Raw genomic sequence first — 23,757 nt, 5'->3', positions numbered from 1 at the left:
AACCACCATACCGCGTTCCCCATTTCGTTCTGATTCATTATTTTTTCATTTGGTTCATAACTTCTTCAGCAAAATTTTCCTCCCGTTTTTCCATACCTTCACCTACTGCATAACGGGTGAATGTTTTAACTGATGCACCTTTATCAGATACATATTTTTCCACTTTCTGATCCGGGTCTTTTACAAAATTTTGCTCCAGGAGGCAAATCTCTTCGAAGAACTTGCTGAGACGGCCCTCGACCATTTTCTCCACAATATGCTCCGGCTTTCCTTCGTTCAATGCCTGAGTCTTCAGTAATTCGCGTTCACTGTTGACCTCCTGCTCCGGAACCTCATCTCTTGAAACATAGCGCGGGCTTACCGCAGCAGCATGCATAGCAATATCTTTTGCAAGCTCTTCATCTGTAGTGCCTTCAAGCAGTGCCAGGACTCCGATTGAACCACCCATATGAAGATATGCGCCAAATGCATCATTATCAGTTTTATCCATTAAAGAGAAACGGCGGAGTGAAATTTTCTCACCGATTTTACCCACAGTTGCGTTGATATATTTTTCAACTGTATCGCCATCACCATGAAGTTCCTGGTTGAGAGCCTCTTCAACTGTTTCAGGTTTTTGTTTGACAATGTGCTTGCCAAGTTCTGACAGTAATTCCTTGAACTGATCATTTTTAGTGACAAAGTCGGTTTCACAATTGACTTCCAGCAGCACTGCTGTATTTCCGTCAACTTCAATATGCGCTAAACCTTCAGCAGCAATTCGATCTGCTTTTTTCGCAGCTTTCGCCATTCCTTTTTCACGCAGGAACTCGATTGCCTTATCCATATCACCGTCAGATTCCTGAAGGGCTTTTTTACAATCCATCATTCCGGCACCGGTTGTCTCACGAAGTTCTTTAACTAATTTCGCCGTAATCGCCATAACGACTCCTCCTTTGGTTATCCAATCATTTATCTCCTTGAAAAAAAGGTGATAAAAGGCTCTATCCCCTTATCACCTGTCCTTTTTTGCATTACTATTCTTTATTTTTTTCAGTTTCTGCGGCAACTGCTTCATCTTCTTCAGGCTGTGCTTCTTCTGTTTGCACTTCTTCTGTTTCCTCGCCTTGTTTTACTTCCAAAATGGCGTCTGCCATTTTGGAAGTGAGCAGTTTCACAGCACGAATGGCGTCATCATTTGCAGGAATCACATAATCAACTTCATCCGGATCGCAATTTGTATCAACCATAGCGATAATCGGAATGTTCAATTTATGTGCTTCAGCAATGGCAATACGCTCTTTGCGCGGGTCGATAACAAACATAGCATCTGGCAGTTTATTCATTTCTTTGATTCCGCCCAGGAACTTAACGAGGCGGTCTTTTTCCTTCATCAGTCCGACAACTTCTTTTTTAGGAAGCACATCGAAAGTGCCGTCCTCTTCCATCTGTTCAATATCTTTCAAGCGGTTGATACGCTTACGGATCGTCTGAAAGTTTGTCAGCGTTCCGCCCAGCCAGCGCTGGTTTACATAAAACATCCCAGAACGGGTTGCTTCATCGCGAACAGAATCCTGCGCTTGTTTTTTTGTACCTACGAAAAGAACCGAGCCGCCATTTGCAGCAATGTCTTTTACATAATTGTACGCTTCATCAACTTTCTTGACCGTTTTCTGCAGGTCAATGATATAAATGCCGTTACGTTCAGTAAAGATATATTTTTTCATCTTTGGATTCCAACGGCGTGTCTGATGTCCGAAATGCACACCAGCTTCCAGCAATTGTTTCATTGAAATTACTGACATATAAAATTCCTCCTAATGGTTTTTTCCTCCGCTTCAGATCATTTTTGCATAAAGACCATTCCCTAAAATGGCACCCAGCATGCAAATAACTGAGCGTGTGTGTTTATGTCCACATCCGATTGTGAACACAGTATTACACCAAAAGTAAATATATCATAACAATCATGACCAATCAAGGATTATTGTATGGTTTCTTATTTGTTTTTGCGATCAGCACTTTAAAAGAAATCTATCTAAAAACAGCTTTAAAAAACGGTTATCATGATGATAACCGTTTTTTTAAAAGATTAAATCGACTTATCTGGAACGAAGTTTTTCCAATTCAACAAGGAACTTATCATTTAACACTTTGATATATGTTCCTTTCATGCCAAGTGAACGGGATTCGATAACGCCGGCGCTTTCCAGTTTTCTTAGGGCGTTAACGATAACTGATCTGGTAATTCCGACTCTGTCGGCTATTTTACTGGCAACAAGCAACCCTTCATGACCATTCAGCTCTTCAAAGATGTGGTCGATAGCTTCCAGTTCACTGTAAGAAAGTGAGCTGATTGCCATTTGTACAACAGCTTTACTTCTGGCTTCAACCTCGATTTCTTCAGTTTTTTCATGCAGGATCTCCATACCGACAACAGTCGCACCATATTCACCAAGCAGCAGATCATCTTCATTGAAACTGTCTGAAAGCCTGCTGAGCACAAGTGTACCCAAGCGTTCTCCGCCGCCGATTATCGGGACAATAGTTGTCAAACCATTTTTGAATAATTCGCGGTTTTCTACTGGGAAAGCCGTGAACGGACTGTCGATATTCAGGTTCGCGGTTGTTTCATAGATATTGAACAATCCATGCGTATACTCTTCAGGAAATTGTCTTTCCTCAAGCATTGATTTCATCCGCTCATTTTCAATTTCCTGATTAATTGCATAACCCAACAACTTGCCTCGCCTGCTGACTATAAAAACATTGCCTTTGATAACATCTCTGAGAGTTGCAGACATATCGTTAAAGTTCACCGATTTGCCGGTTGTTTTCTGCAGCATTGCATTAATTTTTCTTGCGCGTTCTAAAAGTTCCATTCTAAAATTCCTCCATTTCATTCATTTAAAGAATAAATTGACTTAAATCTTTATTTTTAATGATATTGCTTAATTTTTTGTCGACATAGTCTTCCGTGATCTCAATCGTCTCCATATTAATATCAGGAGCTTCAAACGATAAGTCTTCTAGTAACTTTTCAAGTATCGTATGAAGTCTTCTTGCACCAATATTATCCGTTTCCTGATTAACCTGAAAGGCAATTTCTGCCAATCTATTTACAGCTTGGTCTGTAAATGCAACGTTTATACCTTCTGTTTTTAATAATGCTGAATATTGTTTCAACAAGGCATTGGATGGCTCCATTAAAATCCGTTTAAAATCTTCAACAACCAACTTTTCCAGTTCCACACGGATTGGGAACCTTCCCTGAAGCTCCGGTATCAAATCGGATGGCTTTGCCGTATGAAATGCACCTGCTGCAATAAACAGCATATGGTCAGTTTTGACAGGGCCATGCTTTGTAACGACTGTTGATCCCTCAACTATCGGCAGAATGTCCCTCTGTACACCTTCACGTGATACATTTGCTGAAGCGCCGCTCTGTTCCCCGGTGACTTTATCAATTTCATCGATAAATAACATTCCGGACTGTTCGGCGCGGGTGATCGCTTCCTGTGCTGCTTCATCCATATCAACAAGCTTTTGAGCTTCCTGGGTTGTTAATACTTTTCTCGCCTCTGATACAGGAAGCTTTCGCTTCTTTTTCTTTTTCGGCATGAACTGGCCAAGAGCATCCTGCATGTTCATTCCCATTTGTTCCATTCCTGAACCCTGAAGCATATCAAACATCGAGGGTGGGAATTCCTCGATTTCAACTGTTACGGTTTGGTCCTCTAATTCCCCTAATGCCAGCTGATGTTCAACCCGTTTCCGCTTGTTTCTGATTTCATCGTCTTTAGGTGCTTCCTCAGAGTCGTCATCATCTTCCTGTGCCGAAAACAACATTTCAAATGGATTTTTCATATTGTTTTGTTTTTTTGCCTGTGGCACAAGCAGTTCGACAAGTTTTTTATCGGCCTCTTTTTCAGCACGGTCTTTTACTTCACTCATTTTCTCTTCCTTGACCATGCGCAAAGACATTTCAACCAGGTCACGCACCATTGATTCAACATCACGGCCAACGTATCCGACTTCAGTAAATTTGGTCGCTTCAACTTTTACAAAAGGTGCACTGACCATATTTGCCAACCGTCGTGCAATCTCAGTTTTACCGACACCGGTAGGACCAATCATTAAAATATTTTTGGGTACAATCTCATCTTTGATTTTCTCGTCAAGTTTCATCCGACGGTATCGGTTTCTCAATGCCACGGAAACTGATTTTTTAGCTTCAGACTGGCCTACTATATACTGATCAAGCTGCTCCACAATTTGCTTTGGAGTATAATCCATACCCATTCAACAAAGGCCTCCTTATTAATCAAGTACCTCCAGTGTAATGTAGTCATTTGTGTAGATACATATTTCACCGGCTATCTCAAGGGCTGCCTGAGCAATGTCCTTTGCTGACAGACTGTTGGCATGTCTGACTAATGACCTGCCGGCACTCAATGCGTAGTTACCGCCTGAACCAATCGCAAGAATACCATCATCAGGCTCAATGACCTCACCGGTTCCTGATACAAGAAACATTTTTTCCTTGTTCATGACAATAAGCATAGCTTCCAGTCTGCGAAGGACTTTATCACTCCGCCATTCTTTTGCCAATTCCACTGCAGCTCTGGCAAGGTTGCCATCAAAAGCTTCCAATTTTTCTTCAAACTTTTCAAATAATGTAAATGCATCAGCTACAGAACCTGCAAAACCCGCAAGAACCTGACCCTTATAAAGCGAACGGACCTTTTGCGCTTTATGTTTCATAACAACTCCATTGCCCAGTGTGACTTGACCGTCACCACTCATTGCACACTGACCGTTATGCTGAACAGCAAAAATTGTAGTCGCATGCATTTCAGCCGCCACATTCATCACCTCTTCCTAAGAAGATTATTCTTTTGCTCTCGGATGACTATTCATGTATACATGGCGCAGACGATCCTTGGTTACGTGTGTATAAATTTGCGTTGATGATAAATTTTCATGTCCAAGTAACTCCTGTACCGTGCGGAGGTCAGCTCCCTCATTCAACAGATGGGTAGCGAATGTATGACGTAATTTATGCGGGTGTACATGAACAGTCATAGCGGCTTTTTCAACCATTTTATCCAAAATTGTGCTGATTCCTCTGGCAGTCAGCGGACCTCCTCTCGCATTCAGAAAGACAGCGTCCGTGGCAGATCCTGCCTTTTTCAGCAAGGTTTCTCTCCCATCATTCAGGTAAGTTTCCAAGGCAATTTCAGCAAAACGGCCAAAAGGCATATACCGCTCTTTGTTGCCTTTGCCTTTAATGAACATCGTACCGATGGTAAAATCAATATCCGAAAGCTTCATTCCCTGGCATTCACTGACGCGTATACCAGTTGCATAAAGCGTTTCAATCAATGCCTGGTTGCGCTGCCCCAGAGGATCAGTTAAATCGTTCACTTCAAACAGTTTTTCCAATTCCTCCGTATATAAAAATCCCGGAATAGGCTTTTCGGCCTTCGGAATACTCACATAAATGAACGGGTTATCTTCCACATGATTATGACGCTCGAGATAGCGATAAAGACTTTTCAGGCTGGACATTTTTCGGGACACAGATCTTCGTCCCAATTTTTTGTCGTGCAGCCTTGTAAGGTATATGCGAATCAGCTGGTGATCAACATCCTCAAGGCGGCTGACCGCTTCTTCATCCAAAAAAGCAAAAAAACTTTTTAAATCTTCCATATAATATTTAATGGTAAATGGTGAAGCATTCTTTTCAATTTGTAAATACTCCCTAAATGCTCTACTGAACTCGGTAAAGTTATCCAAGTTTACACCCCGCTTAACAGCGAATAAATCATACCACACAAATTGTCTGAATGCAATAAACTTGACAAAATTATAATAAAATTCTGAAACAGACACATTCCTGCTAAAACCCCTAGTTAAATTAAACAGGCTCTGCTTTAAATATTTGCTATACTGTCAAGTAAATCATCTTTCCAATGCGTAATTATATATGTTTGATTTTAAATAGTCAATCATTAAGAATAGAATTATCAAAAAACTTTCATTTCTATGAACAAAATGTGATAAGCCAACTTCACTTCGTATTACCAAATTCCCCAAATTTACCAAAAGAAAACTGCCTGACATCAGCAGGCAGTTAATTTTCTGCAGTTTCTTTATAGTCACAATTGGTGCATTGCACGCGCGTTTCCTTTTTTGTTTTCTTTTCCACCAGTACTGAATCACATTTCGGACATGGCCTTGAAATCGGTTTATCCCAGGAGACGAAATCACATTCAGGATAGCGGTCACATCCGTAAAACTTCCGATTCTTTTTCGATTTTCGCTCCACCACGTCACCTTGTTTACATTTAGGACATGTCACACCGATTTTCTTTAAAATCGGTTTGGTGTTACGGCACTCAGGAAAATTGGAACAGGCCAGGAATTTGCCGTACCTGCCCATTTTATAGACCATTTCATGCCCGCAGTTCTCACATGTGATACCCGCCGGTTCATCACGGATTTCGATTTTTTCCATTTCCTGTTCCGCTTTTTCCAGGCGCTCTCTAAAACCGCTGTAAAAGTCATCCAGCACCTTGATCCATTCTGTTTTCCCCTCTTCAATGGAATCCAGATCTTCTTCCATCTTGGCGGTGAAATCAATATCAATGATTTTCGGGAAAAATTCTTTCAAAATATCGTTTATAATTTCCCCAAGCTCAGTTGGAACAAACCGTTTGTTGTCCAGCTGAACATATCCGCGGCGCTGAACCGTATCGAGGGTAGGCGCGTACGTGGAAGGCCGTCCAATCCCTTGCTCTTCCATCGTGCGCACCAGTCTCGCCTCGGTATATCTTGGCGGTGGCTGGGTGAAGTGCTGGTTCGGTGTAATCTCTTTGGCATTCACTTCCATACCTTCAGACAAATCAGGCAGATATTTATTTTCATCTTTTTTCTTGTCATCTGTGCCTTCTACATACACTTTCATGAACCCTTTAAATTTCACTTTGGATCCTGTGGCACGAAACTCAATTCCGTTATTCAGCAGATGGACGGTCATCGTATCCATGATAGCCGGTGCCATCTGGCTTGCGAGAAACCTTTCCCAGATAAGCTTATAAAGACGGTACTGATCCCGCGACAACGAATTTTTCAGGGTTTTCGGATCGCGCATTACCGACGTTGGACGAACTGCTTCGTGAGCATCCTGAGCGCCTTCTTTTTTCGCAGTACTTTTAGCATAGGCTTTATAACTTTTGCCATAATTTTCGTCAATATAGCTTTTAGCCTCCTGTTTGGCGGTTTCTGAAATTCTGGTTGAATCGGTTCGCATATACGTGATCAAACCGGTAATACCGCCGGCTTTTTTGCCCAAGTCAATTCCTTCGTACAACTGCTGTGCAACCATCATGGTTTTCTTGGCACGGAAATTAAGTTTGCGTGCCGCTTCCTGCTGCAGAGATGACGTTGTAAATGGTTTTGCAGGATTGCGTTTACGCTCACGTTTGTTTACTTTATCAACCGAGAATTTTTTTCCTTCCAGTTTCTCAGTAACTGTTTTTACATCCGCTTCAGATTTCAAGCTCTGTTTCTTGCCATCGATTCCATAGAAAGCCCCTTCAAACATTTCGCTGTCTTTTTGAAAAAGGGCATCAATGGACCAGTATTCTTCCGGCTTGAAATTCTTAATTTCTTTTTCGCGGTCAATAATCAACTTTACGGCCACTGATTGAACCCTGCCGGCACTCAGGCCTTTTTTGACTTTCTTCCATAATAGCGGACTGATTTTATACCCGACAAGGCGATCGAGGATACGTCTGGCTTGTTGCGCATCGACCAGATCACCGTCAATGGAACGCGGGTGTTTGAATGATTCTTTGATAGCATCTTTTGTTATTTCATTGAAAACAACCCGGCAATTTGAGTTTTCGTCGACATTTAAAGCGTAGGCCAAATGCCAGGCAATCGCTTCTCCTTCCCTGTCAGGGTCTGCTGCAAGATAAACTTTCTTGGCTTTTTTTGCAGCCGACCTTAATTCTTTCAGAACATCGCCTTTACCGCGGACTGTAATATATTTTGGCTTGAATGAGTCATCCGGATCAACACCCGTTTGGCTTTTTGGCAAATCACGGACATGACCCATTGAGGCTTTTACTTTATATTTTTTACCTAAATATCGTTCGATCGTCTTCGCTTTTGCTGGCGATTCCACGATCACGAGGTAGTCAGACATTTCGTTTCCTCCCAGATTTGCATCCATAAGTTGAATTGAAAAATCTTCACTAATATTAAATAGTTACTCTGTGTTTGTCAAATATGTTATGAATTTCTATTGGTTCATATGACCCCAATTTGGTTCGATTCTTACCCAATCTTCCCGAATATCATCCGGGCTCTGGACGAGCTTTGCACCATCCTGAATCATTGCATGACACCCTTCCGTATGCGGCGTCAAGGGGGATCCCGGAAGCGCATATACTTCTCTCCCCTGGTCCAGAGCCTGATCAACCGTAATTAATGTACCGCTTTTTTTCGTTGCTTCAATAACAAATGTACCAAAACTTAAACCGCTGATAATCCGATTGCGTTCGGGAAAATGAAAGCGTTCGGGCGGGGTATCCGGGGGATATTCTGAAAGCAATAACCCTTTAGCAGCAATCTGTTTGAAAAGCTTTGTGTTTTGTTTTGGATAAATATGATTTAAACCGCTGCCCATCACAGCTATTGTTTTGCCCTCATTCTCAACGGCCAGCTGATGGGCGTAACTGTCAATTCCTGCAGCCATGCCGCTGACAATCGTCCAGTTATCCCGAACCAGAGGCAGCACATATTTTTGCATTTTGGCTTTAGCATCGCTTGATGGCCGGCGTGTGCCTATGACACTAAGAATCGGATTTTGATTCATTAATTCTGTATTGCCAATGGCATATAATACCAGCGGCGCATCTTTAATAGTTTTTAACACAAAAGGATAACAATCGTCAACTGCTGTTATTACCCTGAACGAATGAAGGTCATGTTTGATTTGGGAAACTAATGCTCTACTCCGGAGGTCCGAATGGAATAAAGAGGCTTTTTTCAAAGGGAGAGAAAAAAACTGAGTGATTTCAGAAGCAGATAATTTGTAGATGCTTTTCAATGTAGGGTCATAATGGGCAAATTTCCTGATCGTTCGACGAGAAACACCGCGACATCGATAAATGTGGATTAAGCGTTTGCGAACCTTTTCCAATTAACCACGCCCTTATATTATAGATTGGAACCCAAAGATGCGTTATCTTTGGGTTCCATGATTATTATAATCAGTGTGTTTTGCATTTTTCCTGCAAACCGTTTTCTTTCAAGACGTTAATCATTGTTTCACCAATATCTGCCGGTGTGTCAGCTGTTTGAACGCCGCATTCGTTCATGACGCGGATTTTTTCCTCAGCTGTTCCTTTACCACCTGAAATGATGGCACCGGCATGTCCCATCCGTTTTCCAGGAGGTGCTGTCGCTCCGCCGATGAAGCCGACAACAGGTTTATCCATATTGGCTTTAATCCACTCTGCTGCTTCTTCTTCAGCCGTACCACCAATTTCACCGATCATAACAACGGCTTCTGTTTCCGGGTCTTCATTGAAAGCTTTCAAGGTATCGATAAAATCTGTTCCATTTACCGGGTCACCGCCAATTCCGACAGCAGTCGTCTGACCATAACCGGCCTCAGACAGCTGATGCACTGCCTCGTATGTTAATGTACCTGAACGGGAAACAACGCCGATATGCCCTTTTTTATGAATATACCCCGGCATAATGCCGATCTTGCTTTCATCAGCTGTAATAACCCCAGGGCAGTTTGGACCTACAAGCCGTGTTTTCTTGCCTTCCATGGCTCGTTTTACCTTCACCATATCCATGACCGGAATATGCTCTGTAATGCAGATAACCAGATCCAACTCGGCGTCTACCGCTTCCAGAATAGCATCAGCTGCTGCCGGTGCAGGTACATAGACAACAGATGCATTTGCTCCGGTTTCGTCAACGGCATCCTGTACTGTGTTGAATACAGGCACCCCTTCCACTTCGGTACCGGCTTTTTTCGGTGTGACACCGCCAACGATTTTAGTGCCATATTCAAGCATTTGCTTAGTATGGAACTTGGCTGTACCACCGGTGATTCCCTGGACAATCACTTTTGTATCTTTATTAACATATATGCTCATTTTCGTCCGTCCTTTCTTTGATTATCTGTTCGCTTTCAAAAATTATGGCAGTTTTCACATTAAATGATGTTTTCTGCCCGCAGTTTGTATTCCGGGGGACAGCTGGTGATACTCCAGTACCCAGAGACCCCTGTTTATACGGACTGCTTATGCGGAAACATATGCTGGATTTTTCTTCAAAAACAACAATCTTCTGGAAAACAGCTAAATTTATTTAACCGCGGAAACGATTTTGTTTGCGCCATCAGCCATTGATTCAGCTGAGGTAATGTTCAAGCCTGAGTCATCAAGAATTTTCTTGCCGAGATCAACATTCGTACCTTCAAGGCGCACAACAAGCGGAATTTCCAGACCTACTTGTTTTGTTGCTTCCACAACACCTTCAGCAATGACATCACACTTCATAATGCCGCCGAAAATGTTTACGAAAATACCTTTAACATGTGAATCGGACAAAATGATTTTAAATGCTTCGGTTACCTTTTCTGTCGTTGCACCGCCGCCGACATCAAGGAAGTTTGCAGGCTCACCGCCGTAGTATTTGATAATATCCATTGTTGACATGGCTAGTCCTGCGCCATTAACCATGCAGCCTATATTGCCGTCAAGCGCAACATAACTTAAATCATATTTGGAGGCTTCGATTTCTTTTTCATCTTCTTCCTCTAAATCACGCAGTTCCATTACATCTTTTTGGCGGAACATTGCATTATCATCAAAATTGAGTTTGGAGTCAAGTGCCATCACTTGTCCGTCGCCTGTTGTAACAAGCGGATTAATTTCAGCAATAGAACAATCTTTTTCGACAAATACATTATACAGACCAATCATGAATTTGGCTGCGCTGCCAATCAATTCATCCGGAATATTAATATTAAATGCCAGTCTGCGAGCCTGATAACCAGAAAGTCCGACTACTGGATCGACAACTTCTTTAAAGATCTTTTCCGGTGTTTCGGCAGCTACTTCTTCAATTTCCGTACCGCCTTCTTCTGACGCCATCATAACGACACGGGAAGTGGCACGATCAAGCACGAGGCCGACATAATATTCGTTTTGAATATCACAGCCTTCTTCAATCAGCAAACGTTTCACTTCCTTGCCTTCGGACCCAGTCTGATGCGTTACAAGGGTTTTGCCCAGTAGTTCGTCTGCATATGTACGAACATCATCGAGGTTTTTAGCAATTTTGACACCGCCGGCATTTCCTCTTCCGCCGGCATGAATTTGTGCTTTTACAACGAATACATCGCTATCCAGCTTTTTGGCGGCTTCAACTGCTTCATCAACCGTATATGCAACATGTCCGTTCGGAACATTTACGCCGGATTCGCGCAAAATATCTTTGCCTTGATACTCATGAATGTTCATCTTTCATCCTCCCATCAAATTTCACTGCAATCCTATTGTATAAAAAAACTATGAATTTCACAAGAATTAGCGGTTTATGGCAGATTTTGACGGATTGCTGCTGCCAGTTATCTAATAGCGCTGCGGACCGGTGCAAATGATTTTCGATGATATGGCGTAGCGCCGTGTTCTGCTAGCATCACCGCATGCTGTTTTGTTCCATAGCCCATATTGGATGCAAAACCGTACCCCGGGTATTCCTGATCCAAATCTTTCATGAAACCATCGCGGGTCACTTTTGCCAACACGCTGGCAGCGGCAACAGATATGCTTTGCTGGTCGCCTTTGGTAATCGCTTCTGACGAACAAGAAAGCCGATTGAGTGCCACAGCGTCAATCAATACATGATCCGGTGCCGGATTAAGCTGTTTGAAAGCGTCATACATTGCCAGTTTCGTAGCTTCATAAATATTGACCTGGTCAATTTTGTGATTGTCTATAATGGAAATGCCATAGCTCACAGCCTCATTTTTAATGATTGCAAAATATTTCTCGCGTGTCGCTTCATTCAACTGTTTGGAATCATTCAGCCCCAGCAGCTTAAAACCCCGGGGCAGTATAACTGCAGCCGCAACGACTGGACCTGCCAGTGGCCCGCGGCCGGCTTCATCCATCCCGGCTACATACTGACAGCCCCTGGCATAACTATTTTGTTCATATTGTGACATACGAAGAAAATTTTTCTCCAGTGCTTTTTCATTCAATTTTTTTCGTTCATAGCGCTCAATCAGCTTCTGTACACCTTTTCGCTCGTCTGATTTCAGCTCATTTATGTATGTTTCATCCAGCTTATCGGCTTCAAATAACTGCTTCAATACTGTTATCGATTGCTGTTCCAAATGGATCACCTGCATTCTGTAAAGTAATCGATTCATTCAATATTGTACAATATACGCAGTGAAAGTAAATGATTTAAACCTGCTTTCCTGCTCATTCGTATAATCATGATTCCATAAAACAATGTTAAATGATATATGCAGCGATTGAAAACGCGAGTGAGAAAGAAAAGTTGAAGGGAATGGAACTGAACAGTAAAAAAATGGAAAACGAAATTCGGGCAATTAGCTGACTGACAGCCTAACAGACTCATGTTGCCTAAAGCAGGTCATCATCACAAAAAAGCTTCCTTTTGAATTCTGCTTTTAAAAATCACCCTCGGGCATTTACTCAATGTCCGGGGGTGTTTCTAGTGTTAAATTGCCCAGTTTTCCTATCCGCAGATCACGGATAAACAAATCAGCCACTTTATCAAAATTGACATTTCCGCCGCTTTCCAGTGCTCCGCGCTGCTTCCCGATTGAAACGAAAATCTCCCACATGTCCTCCATGTCACGATCAATTCCATACCTTTCTTCCAGCTGCTCCGGATAATAATCCTGCAAATATTGAATAACAAATGCAACAACATCGTCCATTGGTAATAACTGATCTTTTATCGTACCAATTGCTGCCAGACGGTAACCAACCCGTTCATCTTCAAATTTTGGCCATAGAATCCCCGGAGTATCAAGCAGTTCAAACTCATTTTTAACCTTTATCCACTGCTGTTTATTCGTCACACCCGGTTTGTCGCCGATTTGAGCAATTTTTTTATTGGCAAGACGATTGATTAATGTTGATTTGCCGACATTCGGGATACCGATTATCATGGCACGAGGAGGTCGCGGATTAATACCTTTTGCTTTAAGCTTTTCCGTCATTGCCTGCCCAAACTCTTTAGCTGACTGAACAACACGTTTAATATCGGCATTATCCTTGACGTCAATTGCAATAGCTGATATACCGCGATCTTTAAAATACGTCAGCCATTTTGCTGTCATCTTGCTATCTGCAAGATCTTTTTTCATCATGACAATCATTTTTGGCTTTTGCTGCAAGACATTCTGAAGCATTGGATTTTGTGACGACATAGGAGTGCGTGCATCCACGAGTTCCATAACAAAATCAACCAATTTCAACTTTTCTTCCACTTCACGCTTTGCTTTTGCCATATGGCCTGGAAACCATTGTATCGTCATGTTACATCATCCTAATCATGCAAAATCTGAATCCGGTCAAGCGGCCAGTAAATCAGACTCGTTTTTCCGACGATCTGATCCATCGAAACCAACCCAAGTATACGACTGTCGGTCGAGTTATTCCGGTTATCACCCAGAACAAGCACATGATCTTCGGGAATTTCTTCGTATCCGCCCGGAAGGTCTTCCAGTTGGAAGTCACCTGTTAACGGCTGGTAGGACGGCATTTTTTCTTTTCGCTCCTGTAAAAAGTCCTCACCAATTTTTTCACCATCAACGTATAATTCATCATCTTCTACTGCCACATGTTCACCAGGCAGACCAACAATCCGTTTTATGAAATCTTTCCGGTCTGAGGCATGAAACACGACTATATCAAACCGCTCCGGCTCCTGTATCTGATAGATGAATTTATTGACAATCATTTGATCTCCGTCCTGCAATGTTGGCATCATCGATGGTCCATCGACAACGATCGGAGCAAAAAAGAATGTCCTGATGACGAAAAACAATCCAAATGCGATTAGCAAAGCCTTTACCCAGTCAAACCATTCACTTTTTAACTTCTCCATTTGTCCGACACCGCCTGCATCAATGTGTGTATATTATCTATTTATTCATTATAATATTATTATATCATGCTTTCCTGTAAATTTAGAAAGTAAAAAGGAGCTTGCATGAATGTGACAAGCCCCTTTCCAATAACTGTTTTAATTGGCGGATTAGCGACGTTCTTTAATACGTGCTGCTTTTCCGCGCAGATTACGAAGATAGTATAGTTTCGCACGGCGAACAATTCCACGGCGGGAAACTTCGATTTTCGCAATTCGTGGTGAATGCAACGGTAATGTACGCTCAACACCAACACCATAAGAAATTTTTCTTACTGTAAATGTCTCACTGATTCCGCCGCCTTGACGTTTGATGACAACACCTTCGAATACCTGAATACGTTCACGGGTTCCTTCAACAACTTTAACGTGAACTTTTACAGTGTCACCCGCGCGGAAATCAGGATGATCCGTACGAAGTTGATCTTTTGTCACTTCTTCAATGATATTTTGCATCCTGCTTCACTCCTTCCAAACCAATGCTCTTATCTCACTACGGGACAGCGGAACATCGTTTATACGCGCTACTTAAGCGCAATGATAAATATACCATACTAAAACAGTGAGTTCAACATTATTTTTCACCATCTGGAAAGATCTTGTTCATCTATTAAATCCTGCCGTCGCTCATAAGTTCGCTTGAGGGACTCTTTTCTGCGCCATTCAGCAATTTTTGCATGATCGCCTGACAGTAATACATCCGGAACTTTCATGCCGCGAAAATCAGCCGGACGGGTATAGTGCGGATGTTCAAGCAGCCCTGTGGAAAATGAGTCCTCGGGTGCGGATTCTTCATTCCCAAGCACATCCGGAAGCAGCCGCACAACACTGTCAATCACAACCGCAGCGGCAAGCTCGCCACCAGTCAGGACATAATCCCCGATTGAAATTTCATCGGTCACAAGATGTTCTCTGATTCGTTCGTCATAGCCTTCATAATGGCCGCAAATGAAAACAAGATGATCTTCTTTTACCAGCTCTTCTGCTTTCTGCTGATTATACGGTTCCCCTTGCGGACACATTAAAATCACCCGAGGTTTTGTTTGTTTCCCTCGTTTGACAGCTTCTACCGCGTCAAAAACCGGCTGCGGGGTCAGGACCATGCCTGCTCCGCCGCCGTACGGGTAATCATCCACTTTCATGTGCTTATTTTTGGAATAATCACGGAAATTCACCAGGTTGGAACTGAATTTTCCTTTTTTCTGAGCCTTTTTTAAAATTGAAGCATCAAAAACACCTGAAATCATCTCCGGAAAAAGCGTCAAAACATCGATATGCATCAGTCAAGCAATCCTTCCATCGGTTCGATCACAACTTTTCGGGCAGAAACGTCTACTTCCTTTACGACATCTTCAATATATGGGACAAGTACGTCTTTTCCCCCTTCACGTTCAGTGACCCATACATCATTTGCACCAGGGGCGAGTATTTCTTTGACAGTCCCAAGTTTTTCACCGCTTATCAGGTAGACGGCACATCCGATAATTTCATGATAGTAAAATTCATTCTCTTCAAGATCAGTCAGCTGATTTTCAAGGATTTTTAAGTAAAGTCCTTGAAAATGCTCGACATCATTAATATTGTCATAGCCTTTAAAGTGAATAAGATCAAAGCCCTTATGAATCCGATGACCATCTACTTCCAATTCCAGCGTTTGACCTTTTTCCTTCTCCAGTATCAGCTGGTTCCCATTCTCGAACCGGTCTTCAAAGTCCGTTATACGCTGTACTTTAACCTCACCTTTTATACCGTGTGTATTCACGATTTTGCCTACATTAAACATATCCGCCAAGTCATCATCACCTGCTATTCATCAATTCGGACTACCACATCGTCTTCTATAACAATTGCCGACTCTTCCATAATTTTATCCCAATGCGAACCTTCGTTGACCTCAACAAGAGCTTCAACTTCTTTTTCCGTAATTTCACTGCCGTTTTCAAGGATGTCCAGTTGTTCGATTTTAAAATCGACCAGTTTAATTTTTTCTTTACGATTTTTGATTTCCTGTTGAAATCGCTGGGACAGCTCCTGCTTTGACATGCTTCGTTTGTTCTCCAGTTTCCGCTGTTCAAACCTTAATTGTTGACACTCTTGTTCAAGCCGCATTTTATGATCATTAAAACTGTTCCGTAACTTTTCTTTGCTTTTCTCAGTGACAATTTGCTTAATAAGGACCTTTTTGATTATTTGCATACTGGTTCCCCGCTCTCTAAACGTTCTCGGTATAGAGATAAATACTGATTATTTGTAAAAAGGGAAAGGTGTGACCTCTCCCTTTACATAATATCTAAATAAATCCGTTTGTTTGTTTCCGTTTTGGAAGCATAAACAACGGTACGGATCGCCTTGGCAATTCGTCCGTTTTTTCCGATTACCTTGCCGACATCGTTTTCGTTGACGGTCAGGTGGTAAACAATTTTTGAATCTTCCTCTGTTACCGTCACAACGATGTCGTCAGGGTAATCCACAAGTGGTGCTACAATTGTTTCAATCAGGGCTTTCATGATTATCACACTACTTTACAATTAGTTTTTCTGTTCGTGAAATTTTTTCATGATGCCTTGTTTTGAGAAAAGATTGCGGACTGTATCACTGGGCTGGGCACCGTTTGTCATCCAATCCAGTGCTTTATCCTCATCGATTTTAACTTCAATCGGATTAACAACAGGGTTGTACGTTCCAATCTGTTCAATAAAACGTCCGTCCCTTGGTGAACGGGAATCGGCTACGACAATACGGTAAAATGGATTACGCTTAGCTCCCATGCGTTTCATACGAATTTTAACTGCCATGATGTCACCTCCAATGTCTTTGTTTCACAATTTTAGATTCTAACAGATAGATCAGGGTCTGTAAAGTGTTTTTACATTACAGAACGTATAATTTTTGATCAACAATTCTTTTTATAAAAGGGCATGTTCAAAAAGGAGGATAACAAGGACCGAGAAGTTCGAGGCGGCGCAGTTTCGAGCACAAGAAAAGCTCCCCTGAATTCACATCGCACGCAGGAAAGTGCTTTTCTTTTCCAAGGAGCGGAATGTATGCCTTTAGATACATGAGCCGCGGAGAAACAAGCCAACTAGAAACACCGATGTGTCATTGTTACCAGACTTTTTGAAAAAACCACTAAAAGCCTACATAAACGGCAAGTTCATACCTTTGCCTTTTTTGCCTTTTTGCATGTTGGTCATTTGTTTCATCATTTTCTTCATTTCGTTGAATTGTTTCAAGAGCCTGTTCACTTGTGAAACGGAAGTTCCGGAACCTTTGGCAATCCGTTTCTTACGGCTTGCATTCATTAAGCTCGGATCCTGCCTCTCGTCCTTCGTCATCGATTGGATAATAGCTTCCACATAGACCAGTTGTTTCTCGTCAATTTGTGCATTTTTCAGGCCTTTCATTTTATTGGCACCTGGAATCATATTCATAACATCTTCCAATGGCCCCATTTTCTTAACCTGACCCATTTGTTCCAGAAAATCATCGAACGTGAATGACATCGTGCGCATTTTTTCTTCAAGTTCTTTCGCCTGTTTCTCATTGACGTTTGTTTCCGCTTTGTCAATAAGGCTTAGAACGTCACCCATACCCAGGATCCGCGATGCCATGCCTTCCGGGCGAAATGGCTCAAGCTGATCAAGCTTTTCACCCATACCGGCGAACTTAATTGGTTTGCCGGTAACCGCTTTGATGGAAAGTGCTGCACCTCCGCGCGTGTCACCGTCAAGTTTTGTCAGGACAACACCCGATAGTTCCAGCTGTTCATTGAAACTTTCCGCCACATTCACAGCATCCTGACCGGTCATGGCATCTACCACAAGAAAGATTTCATCCGGGTTAACAGCAGCTTTTATTTGCTCCAATTCGCCCATCAGATCTTCATCAACATGAAGCCGGCCAGCCGTATCAATTATGACGTAATCATTATTCTCTTCTTTTGCCTGTTCAAGTGCCTCTTTTGCAATATCAACAGGACTGGCGTCTGTTCCTTTGGAGAACACAGGCATGCCAAGCTGCTGGCCGACTGTTTCGAGCTGATCGACCGCTGCCGGTCGGTAGACGTCGGCGGCTACTAAGAGCGGTTTGCGATTGTGTTTTTTTCGCAAATGATTGGCCAGCTTGCCGCTTGTCGTTGTTTTACCGGCACCCTGCAGACCCGCCATCATAATCACGGTCGGCGGGCGGTCACTGACGGCTATCTTGCTCTCTTGGCCGCCCATCAGCTCGGTTAATTCCTCTTTAACAACTTTAATCACCTGCTGCCCGGGAGTTAAGCTTTCCATTACTTCCTGCCCGACAGCACGTTCTTTAATCCGTTTGATCAGATCTTTGACAACTTTGAAATTAACATCGGCTTCAAGCAAAGCAAGACGGACTTCACGTGTCATTTCCTTAACATCCTGCTCGGAAACCTTTCCTTTGCCGGTGATTTTTTTCATCGTACTCTGTAATCGGTCGGCCAATCCTTCAAATGCCATAGAAGGGTCCCCCTACTCTAATTCTTGTAGTTGATGGATAAATGCCTGCATTTCACTATTTTCTGCTATACTACCCATCTTGTCCAAAATTTCGGCACGTTTTTGGAATTTATCATATAACCCAAGTTTATCTTCATACGATTCGAGCATTGTTTCGGTTCTTCTGATATTATCATAAACAGCCTGCCGTGAAACCTGCAGCAAATCGGAAATTTCACCAAGCGAGTAATCCTCTCGATAGTACATATCCATATAATTCTGTTGTTTCGGGGTCAGCAGCGGCTGATAAAAATCGAATAAGTAATTGATTCGTGTTGTTTTTTCAATCAATTCATCCACCCCTTGATCAGATATGACTTCTTTCTGTTGTTAAGTGAAATTCCTTTACAAAAGTTTATCATCATTCAGCCTCATCTTCAAGCAGATCCGCGAATAATCCGTAGACAAATGCATGTGCATCAAACTCCTGCAAATCCTCGATTTTTTCACCCAGACCGGCAAATTTAACCGGTATCTGCAGTTCATTACGAATCGCCAGTACAATACCACCTTTTGCCGTTCCGTCCAGTTTAGTCAGTACAATACCTGATACATCAGTTGCATCGGAAAAAGTTTTTGCCTGGCTCAATGCATTTTGACCGGTCGTCGCGTCCAGAACAAGCAATATGTCGTGCGGTGCATCAGGTACTTCTCTTTCGATCACTCTTTTGACTTTGGCAAGTTCGTTCATTAAATTGACCTTGTTTTGCAGACGACCGGCAGTATCACAGATCAGCACATCAGCATTGCGCGATTTTGCTGCATTGATGCCATCGAATATTACCGCAGCCGGATCACTGCCTTCACCCTGTTTGATAACATCGACACCAGCTCGCTCCCCCCAAACATCCAGCTGTTCAATCGCACCGGCACGGAAGGTATCGCCTGCAGCCAGCATAACGTTCTTGCCTTCCTGTTTTAATTGATGGGCCAGCTTTCCGATCGAAGTTGTCTTGCCGACACCGTTTACACCGACAACGAGTATGACAGAAAGACCGTCTTCCTGTATATTCAGTTTCTCAACTTCCTCGTCATCATCACCGTAATAAATCTCCACCAGCTTTTCGGAAATAACGTTCTTCATTTCATTCGTATCTTTAATGTTTTGCCGCTTCACTTCCATTTTCAGTTCATCAACAAGACCCATCACCGTATTGACCCCAACATCTGCTCCAATCAGAACTTCTTCAAGTTCTTCAAAAAATTCTTCATCCACGTTGCGGTAGCGGGCAATCAAGTCGTTCAGCTTCCCGGAAAACGAATGACGGGTCTTTTCCATGCCTTGTTTATATTTTTTGGAAACGTCTTCTGTTTCTTCTTCGTTCTGTTTAAATTTATTTTTCAGCTTATCCATGAATCCCATTAAACGAATACCTCCTTATGCGTTCATAAGCGCTTCAGTTTCTTCCAGCCGGACCGAGACGAGACGTGATACTCCGGACTCCTCCATCGTAACACCGTAAAGAATGTCCGACTCTTCCATGGTACCCTTCCTGTGGGTTATAACAATGAATTGCGTATTTTTACTAAACGTTTTTAAATACTTGGCGAACCGAATGACATTCGCCTCATCCAGGGCAGCTTCAACCTCGTCCAGCACACAGAACGGCACAGGGCGGACACGCAAGATTGCAAATAGCAATGCAATGGCGGTCAAAGCCCGTTCACCGCCTGAAAGGAGTCCGAGGTGCTGCAATTTTTTACCTGGCGGCTGTGCAATGATTTCCACACCGGTATTAAGCAGATTTTTCGGATCGGTCAATTGCAGCTCTGCCTCCCCGCCGCCAAATAATTGCCTGAAGACAACGGAAAATTCATCTTTTATCTGACCGAATGTATCACCAAAGCGCTTTTCCATCACTTCATCCATTTCCGCGATAATCGAGTGCAGCGTCTGTTTTGCCTCAATCAGGTCGTTTTGTTGATCGGATAAAAAATCATACCGGTCGGAAATGCGATCATATTCATCGATCGCACCCAAATTGACCGTTCCCAGCTGGTCAATGGACTGCTTGATTTGCGCCACCAATGTCTGGGTTTCCCGGATATTATCTGTCTTATCGTAATCCTGTTTAGCTTTTTCAAATGTGATTGTATATTCAGCCTGAAGTTTGGACAGCCGATTTTCCAGTTCGACATCGAGACGGTTTGTTTTAACTTCTTTTTCCTGAATCATTTCTTTAAATGTCTGGTGATTTTTGTTTTCTTCTTTCAGTTCACGGTCCTGGTCCTGCAAAAGTTGTGAGCGTTCAGAACGATTGGCACGCATTTTTTGGATTTTCTCAGTAATTACTTCTTTGTTCGCTTTAGCTGCAGATATATTGGCTTCAATCTCTTCTTCTGTTTCCTGTGAATTTTGCATATCCAGAAGCTCATTCAGATCATTGACAATAATCTCATACTGCTCTTCATAATCACTCAGCTGCGTTTTCAGGCTGTTGGTTTTTTCACGCTGGTTCTTCAGGCGTTCTTCCTGTTCAGCCAGAGTTACTTGTACCTTCTGATAATCTTCTTTCAGCTGCTCCTGATTTTCCTGGAATGTCTCTTCCTGCTTGGACAGCTTATCAATTTGATGCTGGGTTGATTCGAGTTGTTCAGAAATAACGTTAAGTTCTTTTGCAAGCTGCCCGTCACGTGTATATAACTCGCTTGTGTCCTGCTCAAATTGCTGTTTATCCTGATCATATAATTGCAGGTTATCATTCAGCGTTGTAAGTTTCATTTCTGCTTCTTTAAAGGAGGCCCGACTTTCTTGCAGTTTCTCCTGTTCATTAGTGGCTGCCTCCTCCTCTGATGCAAGATTATGCTCAAGCTGGCTGATTTGCCGCTTTTGTTGGTCCACTTGTTGTTCAAAGGTGTATGCTTTCTGCTGGAAGCTGGTAAGTTTATCGTTCACTTCCTGCAAATCTTTTTCTCTTGTAAACAATGACTGCTTCGATTTTTTCTGAGCTCCTCCGGACATGGAACCGCCTGGGTTGACCACATCACCTTCTATTGTAACGACCCGATGCTTCCGATTGAGAAGTCCTGCGATTTCATTGGCGTCTTTCAATGTTTTGGCTAACAAAACATGTCCCATTAAATGGTTGACCGCTTTCTGAAATTCGGATATTGCCGAAACGAGATCACCGGCCACTCCGACAAACCCAGGGTGACCTTCCGCTTTTGCCAGCATATTTTTTGGCACAAATCGCGCCTGAATTGAGTTGAGGGGCAAAAAAGAGGCTCGCCCACTATTGGTTTTCTTCAGCCAGCTAATTGCCCGGCGTGCTGCCTGGTCATCATTTACAACAACATGCTGCGCCTGACCGCCCAGCACTGTTTCAATCGCGGTGATGTATGGTTTCGGGACATCAATCAGCTCGATGACCGCTCCATGAACACCATCAAGTTTCTTGCTTTCCCGGGCTTTGAGAACAGCTTTAACGCCATAGAAAAAGCCTTGGAAATCTTCTTTCATATCTTCAAGCATTTCTTTTTTGGACTTAAGCTTTTCAATATATTGATAGCCCTGATACAGTTTAGTTTGTGCTTCCTGAAAGGCTTGACGCTTTTTCGCCAGGTCGTCTTTCATTATTTGGACAGTCTGCAATGTTGAATGATATAGCCTTTCCTGTTCAGCATAATCCGATTTCAGTTTTTTCGATTTCGTGCTTAGTTCCTCCCGCTCCTTCAGCAAATCCTCAAATTTTTTCGCCTGTTTTTCTTTCTTGCCGTTAATTTGTTGCACCTGCTGCTGAATGGATTGTCTTTCATTCCGCTTGGCTGCCTGTTCATTCAAATACTCAATGTAATCCGATTTCAGTTCCTCAATTTGCCCGGTTATGTTTTCTCTCTCGGACGTCAGTTGGGTTTCCAGCTGGATTACCTGGTCTTTCGTTTCATCACGGCTCTTTTGCTGTGAAGCGAGCCTTTCATTTTCCTGACCGAGTTCGTATTCGAGCATTTCAATGCGTTCAGTCGTTTCTTTTTTCTGTGCTTCCAGTTTCTCTTTATTTTCGAAAAAATGCTTTGTCCGTTCATTAAACACCTGTTTTTTACCTTCAAATTTCTCAAGCTGTTCGGTTGTTGAAAGCAGATTCGTCTGCAGCTGCTCAATTTCGTCATCAAGCTCCTGAAGTTTCTGCCGTTCTTCTTCAAGCCTGGCTTCTTTTGATTGGATGGCTGTTTTCTGGTTTAATTCATCCGCTTTTTCTTTTTCCAGCTCATCAAGCAATGCCTGCCACTCGCCATGCAGTTGCTCAATTTCCGTAATCAGCAGGGAAATCTCGTGCTGTTTCAATTCTTCTTTTTTATCCAGATAAGTCTGTGCCGTTTCAGCCTGCGCTTCAAGCGGCTCAATTTGCTGTTCGATTTCATGGATAATATCTTCCACACGATTTAAATTTTCTTGGGTTTCAGCTAATTTATACTCGGATTTTTTCTTGCGCTGCTTATACTTTAATACGCCTGCAGCTTCCTCAAAGATGGTCCGGCGCTCGTCCGCTTTGGAACTGAGTATTTCTTCAACCTTTCCCTGACTAATAATCGAGAATGCTTCACGTCCAAGTCCCGAGTCCATAAATAAGTCAACGATGTCTTTTAATCGGCAGGACTGTTTATTAATATAAAACTCACTTTCACCCGAGCGATAAACACGTCTGGTGACACTCACTTCCTCATAATCAATCGGAAGTTCCTTGTCACTGTTCTCCAGTACGAGCGTTACTTCGGCAACATTGAGAGCCCGCCTTGTATCACTGCCCTGAAAAATGATGTCCTCCATCTTTAAGCCGCGCAAAGAACGTGCTGACTGTTCGCCCAGCACCCACCTGATCGCATCGGTAATATTGCTTTTTCCGCTGCCGTTCGGACCCACTACTGAAGTCACACCCGGAACAAACTCAACACTTATCCGTTCGGCAAAAGACTTGAAGCCCACACTTTCCAAACGTTTCAAATACATAAACATTCTCCTAGTTATTCTCAGGGGTTCCGCAAAATATGTATCCAGCCTGGTTGGCATTTTAACGCATTTATTTTATCATAAAGA

The 23,757-nt window shown here is 42.7% G+C and carries 23 protein-coding genes; all 23 read right to left on the bottom strand.

Going from position 1 to position 23,757, the window contains the following annotated elements:
• Window positions 1-37: 37 nt before the first annotated feature.
• Window positions 38-922, bottom strand: a complete 885-nt coding sequence (gene tsf / locus VK097_RS05270; RefSeq protein WP_324210760.1) for a translation elongation factor Ts — start codon at window positions 920-922, stop codon at window positions 38-40.
• 94 nt (window positions 923-1,016) lie between these two features.
• Window positions 1,017-1,784, bottom strand: coding sequence for a 30S ribosomal protein S2 (rpsB, locus tag VK097_RS05265; RefSeq protein WP_324210759.1), 768 nt, complete (start codon window positions 1,782-1,784; stop codon window positions 1,017-1,019).
• 297 nt (window positions 1,785-2,081) lie between these two features.
• Entirely contained in the window at window positions 2,082-2,861 is a 780-nt protein-coding gene (gene codY / locus VK097_RS05260; protein WP_324210758.1) for a GTP-sensing pleiotropic transcriptional regulator CodY, read from the bottom strand.
• A gap of 25 nt (window positions 2,862-2,886) precedes the next feature.
• Window positions 2,887-4,281: an ATP-dependent protease ATPase subunit HslU gene (gene hslU, locus VK097_RS05255; RefSeq protein ID WP_324210757.1), complete on the bottom strand. Its 1,395-nt coding sequence runs from the start codon at window positions 4,279-4,281 to the stop codon at window positions 2,887-2,889.
• Window positions 4,282-4,299: 18 nt separating this feature from the next.
• Window positions 4,300-4,845 carry an ATP-dependent protease subunit HslV gene (gene hslV, locus VK097_RS05250; RefSeq protein WP_324210756.1) on the bottom strand — a complete coding sequence of 182 codons (546 nt, stop codon included), beginning with the start codon at window positions 4,843-4,845 and terminating at the stop codon, window positions 4,300-4,302.
• Window positions 4,846-4,869: 24 nt separating this feature from the next.
• Entirely contained in the window at window positions 4,870-5,778 is a 909-nt protein-coding gene (gene xerC, locus VK097_RS05245; protein ID WP_324210755.1) for a tyrosine recombinase XerC, read from the bottom strand.
• Between the two features lie 337 nt (window positions 5,779-6,115).
• On the bottom strand, window positions 6,116-8,194 hold the full coding sequence (gene topA / locus VK097_RS05240; RefSeq protein WP_324210754.1) for a type I DNA topoisomerase: 2,079 nt from the start codon (window positions 8,192-8,194) through the stop codon (window positions 6,116-6,118).
• A 96-nt stretch (window positions 8,195-8,290) separates the two neighbouring features.
• Window positions 8,291-9,043, bottom strand: coding sequence for a DNA-processing protein DprA (dprA, locus tag VK097_RS05235; RefSeq protein ID WP_324210753.1), 753 nt, complete (start codon window positions 9,041-9,043; stop codon window positions 8,291-8,293).
• A 220-nt stretch (window positions 9,044-9,263) separates the two neighbouring features.
• On the bottom strand, window positions 9,264-10,166 hold the full coding sequence (gene sucD, locus VK097_RS05230) for a succinate--CoA ligase subunit alpha (RefSeq protein ID WP_324210752.1): 903 nt from the start codon (window positions 10,164-10,166) through the stop codon (window positions 9,264-9,266).
• Between the two features lie 210 nt (window positions 10,167-10,376).
• A complete protein-coding gene (sucC, locus tag VK097_RS05225; RefSeq protein ID WP_324210751.1) occupies window positions 10,377-11,537 on the bottom strand; it encodes an ADP-forming succinate--CoA ligase subunit beta in 1,161 nt (386 codons plus the stop codon).
• Between the two features lie 107 nt (window positions 11,538-11,644).
• Window positions 11,645-12,430, bottom strand: a complete 786-nt coding sequence (gene rnhB, locus VK097_RS05220) for a ribonuclease HII (protein ID WP_414672159.1) — start codon at window positions 12,428-12,430, stop codon at window positions 11,645-11,647.
• A gap of 309 nt (window positions 12,431-12,739) precedes the next feature.
• Entirely contained in the window at window positions 12,740-13,594 is an 855-nt protein-coding gene (gene ylqF, locus VK097_RS05215; RefSeq protein ID WP_324210750.1) for a ribosome biogenesis GTPase YlqF, read from the bottom strand.
• 11 nt (window positions 13,595-13,605) lie between these two features.
• Window positions 13,606-14,166: a signal peptidase I gene (gene lepB / locus VK097_RS05210; protein WP_324210749.1), complete on the bottom strand. Its 561-nt coding sequence runs from the start codon at window positions 14,164-14,166 to the stop codon at window positions 13,606-13,608.
• Window positions 14,167-14,316: 150 nt separating this feature from the next.
• Window positions 14,317-14,661, bottom strand: a complete 345-nt coding sequence (rplS, locus tag VK097_RS05205; protein ID WP_324210748.1) for a 50S ribosomal protein L19 — start codon at window positions 14,659-14,661, stop codon at window positions 14,317-14,319.
• A 125-nt stretch (window positions 14,662-14,786) separates the two neighbouring features.
• A complete protein-coding gene (gene trmD, locus VK097_RS05200; RefSeq protein ID WP_324210747.1) occupies window positions 14,787-15,485 on the bottom strand; it encodes a tRNA (guanosine(37)-N1)-methyltransferase TrmD in 699 nt (232 codons plus the stop codon).
• Window positions 15,485-15,988, bottom strand: coding sequence for a ribosome maturation factor RimM (gene rimM, locus VK097_RS05195; protein ID WP_414672158.1), 504 nt, complete (start codon window positions 15,986-15,988; stop codon window positions 15,485-15,487). The genes trmD and rimM overlap by 1 nt, the downstream gene beginning before the upstream one ends.
• A gap of 23 nt (window positions 15,989-16,011) precedes the next feature.
• The gene (locus tag VK097_RS05190) at window positions 16,012-16,401 is read right to left on the bottom strand and encodes a YlqD family protein (RefSeq protein ID WP_324210745.1); all 390 of its coding nucleotides are present in this window, start codon (window positions 16,399-16,401) and stop codon (window positions 16,012-16,014) included.
• Between the two features lie 83 nt (window positions 16,402-16,484).
• Entirely contained in the window at window positions 16,485-16,712 is a 228-nt protein-coding gene (locus VK097_RS05185) for a KH domain-containing protein (protein ID WP_324210744.1), read from the bottom strand.
• Between the two features lie 21 nt (window positions 16,713-16,733).
• Entirely contained in the window at window positions 16,734-17,000 is a 267-nt protein-coding gene (rpsP, locus tag VK097_RS05180; protein ID WP_324210743.1) for a 30S ribosomal protein S16, read from the bottom strand.
• Window positions 17,001-17,342: 342 nt separating this feature from the next.
• The gene (gene ffh, locus VK097_RS05175) at window positions 17,343-18,686 is read right to left on the bottom strand and encodes a signal recognition particle protein (protein WP_324210742.1); all 1,344 of its coding nucleotides are present in this window, start codon (window positions 18,684-18,686) and stop codon (window positions 17,343-17,345) included.
• 12 nt (window positions 18,687-18,698) lie between these two features.
• Window positions 18,699-19,016, bottom strand: coding sequence for a putative DNA-binding protein (locus tag VK097_RS05170; RefSeq protein WP_324210741.1), 318 nt, complete (start codon window positions 19,014-19,016; stop codon window positions 18,699-18,701).
• 70 nt (window positions 19,017-19,086) lie between these two features.
• Window positions 19,087-20,088 (bottom strand): signal recognition particle-docking protein FtsY, encoded by a 1,002-nt coding sequence (ftsY, locus tag VK097_RS05165; RefSeq protein ID WP_324210740.1) that lies wholly within the window; start codon window positions 20,086-20,088, stop codon window positions 19,087-19,089.
• A gap of 15 nt (window positions 20,089-20,103) precedes the next feature.
• Window positions 20,104-23,670 carry a chromosome segregation protein SMC gene (smc, locus tag VK097_RS05160; RefSeq protein ID WP_324210739.1) on the bottom strand — a complete coding sequence of 1,189 codons (3,567 nt, stop codon included), beginning with the start codon at window positions 23,668-23,670 and terminating at the stop codon, window positions 20,104-20,106.
• Window positions 23,671-23,757: the final 87 nt, after the last annotated feature.

Source organism: Lentibacillus sp. (genome assembly GCF_035301675.1).
Classification (GTDB): Bacteria; Bacillota; Bacilli; order Bacillales; family Amphibacillaceae; genus Lentibacillus.
Note: the sequence above shows the minus strand (reverse complement) of the source record. Positions and strands in the feature narration are given on the sequence as shown.

Excerpts from the sequence above, each read along its gene's own strand:
- sucD (WP_324210752.1), bottom strand. The coding sequence starts at position 10,166 with ATGAGCATATATGTTAATAAAGATACAAAAGTGATTGTCCAGGGAATC.
- VK097_RS05190 (WP_324210745.1), bottom strand. The coding sequence starts at position 16,401 with ATGCAAATAATCAAAAAGGTCCTTATTAAGCAAATTGTCACTGAGAAA.
- rnhB (WP_414672159.1), bottom strand. The coding sequence starts at position 12,430 with ATGCAGGTGATCCATTTGGAACAGCAATCGATAACAGTATTGAAGCAG.
- rpsB (WP_324210759.1), bottom strand. The coding sequence starts at position 1,784 with ATGTCAGTAATTTCAATGAAACAATTGCTGGAAGCTGGTGTGCATTTC.
- rpsP (WP_324210743.1), bottom strand. The coding sequence starts at position 17,000 with ATGGCAGTTAAAATTCGTATGAAACGCATGGGAGCTAAGCGTAATCCA.
- rplS (WP_324210748.1), bottom strand. The coding sequence starts at position 14,661 with ATGCAAAATATCATTGAAGAAGTGACAAAAGATCAACTTCGTACGGAT.
- trmD (WP_324210747.1), bottom strand. The coding sequence starts at position 15,485 with ATGCATATCGATGTTTTGACGCTTTTTCCGGAGATGATTTCAGGTGTT.
- VK097_RS05185 (WP_324210744.1), bottom strand. The coding sequence starts at position 16,712 with ATGAAAGCCCTGATTGAAACAATTGTAGCACCACTTGTGGATTACCCT.
- topA (WP_324210754.1), bottom strand. The coding sequence starts at position 8,194 with ATGTCTGACTACCTCGTGATCGTGGAATCGCCAGCAAAAGCGAAGACG.
- codY (WP_324210758.1), bottom strand. The coding sequence starts at position 2,861 with ATGGAACTTTTAGAACGCGCAAGAAAAATTAATGCAATGCTGCAGAAA.
- tsf (WP_324210760.1), bottom strand. The coding sequence starts at position 922 with ATGGCGATTACGGCGAAATTAGTTAAAGAACTTCGTGAGACAACCGGT.
- smc (WP_324210739.1), bottom strand. The coding sequence starts at position 23,670 with ATGTATTTGAAACGTTTGGAAAGTGTGGGCTTCAAGTCTTTTGCCGAA.
- lepB (WP_324210749.1), bottom strand. The coding sequence starts at position 14,166 with ATGGAGAAGTTAAAAAGTGAATGGTTTGACTGGGTAAAGGCTTTGCTA.
- ftsY (WP_324210740.1), bottom strand. The coding sequence starts at position 20,088 with ATGGGATTCATGGATAAGCTGAAAAATAAATTTAAACAGAACGAAGAA.
- ylqF (WP_324210750.1), bottom strand. The coding sequence starts at position 13,594 with ATGACGATACAATGGTTTCCAGGCCATATGGCAAAAGCAAAGCGTGAA.
- rimM (WP_414672158.1), bottom strand. The coding sequence starts at position 15,988 with ATGTTTAATGTAGGCAAAATCGTGAATACACACGGTATAAAAGGTGAG.
- ffh (WP_324210742.1), bottom strand. The coding sequence starts at position 18,686 with ATGGCATTTGAAGGATTGGCCGACCGATTACAGAGTACGATGAAAAAA.
- hslU (WP_324210757.1), bottom strand. The coding sequence starts at position 4,281 with ATGGGTATGGATTATACTCCAAAGCAAATTGTGGAGCAGCTTGATCAG.
- sucC (WP_324210751.1), bottom strand. The coding sequence starts at position 11,537 with ATGAACATTCATGAGTATCAAGGCAAAGATATTTTGCGCGAATCCGGC.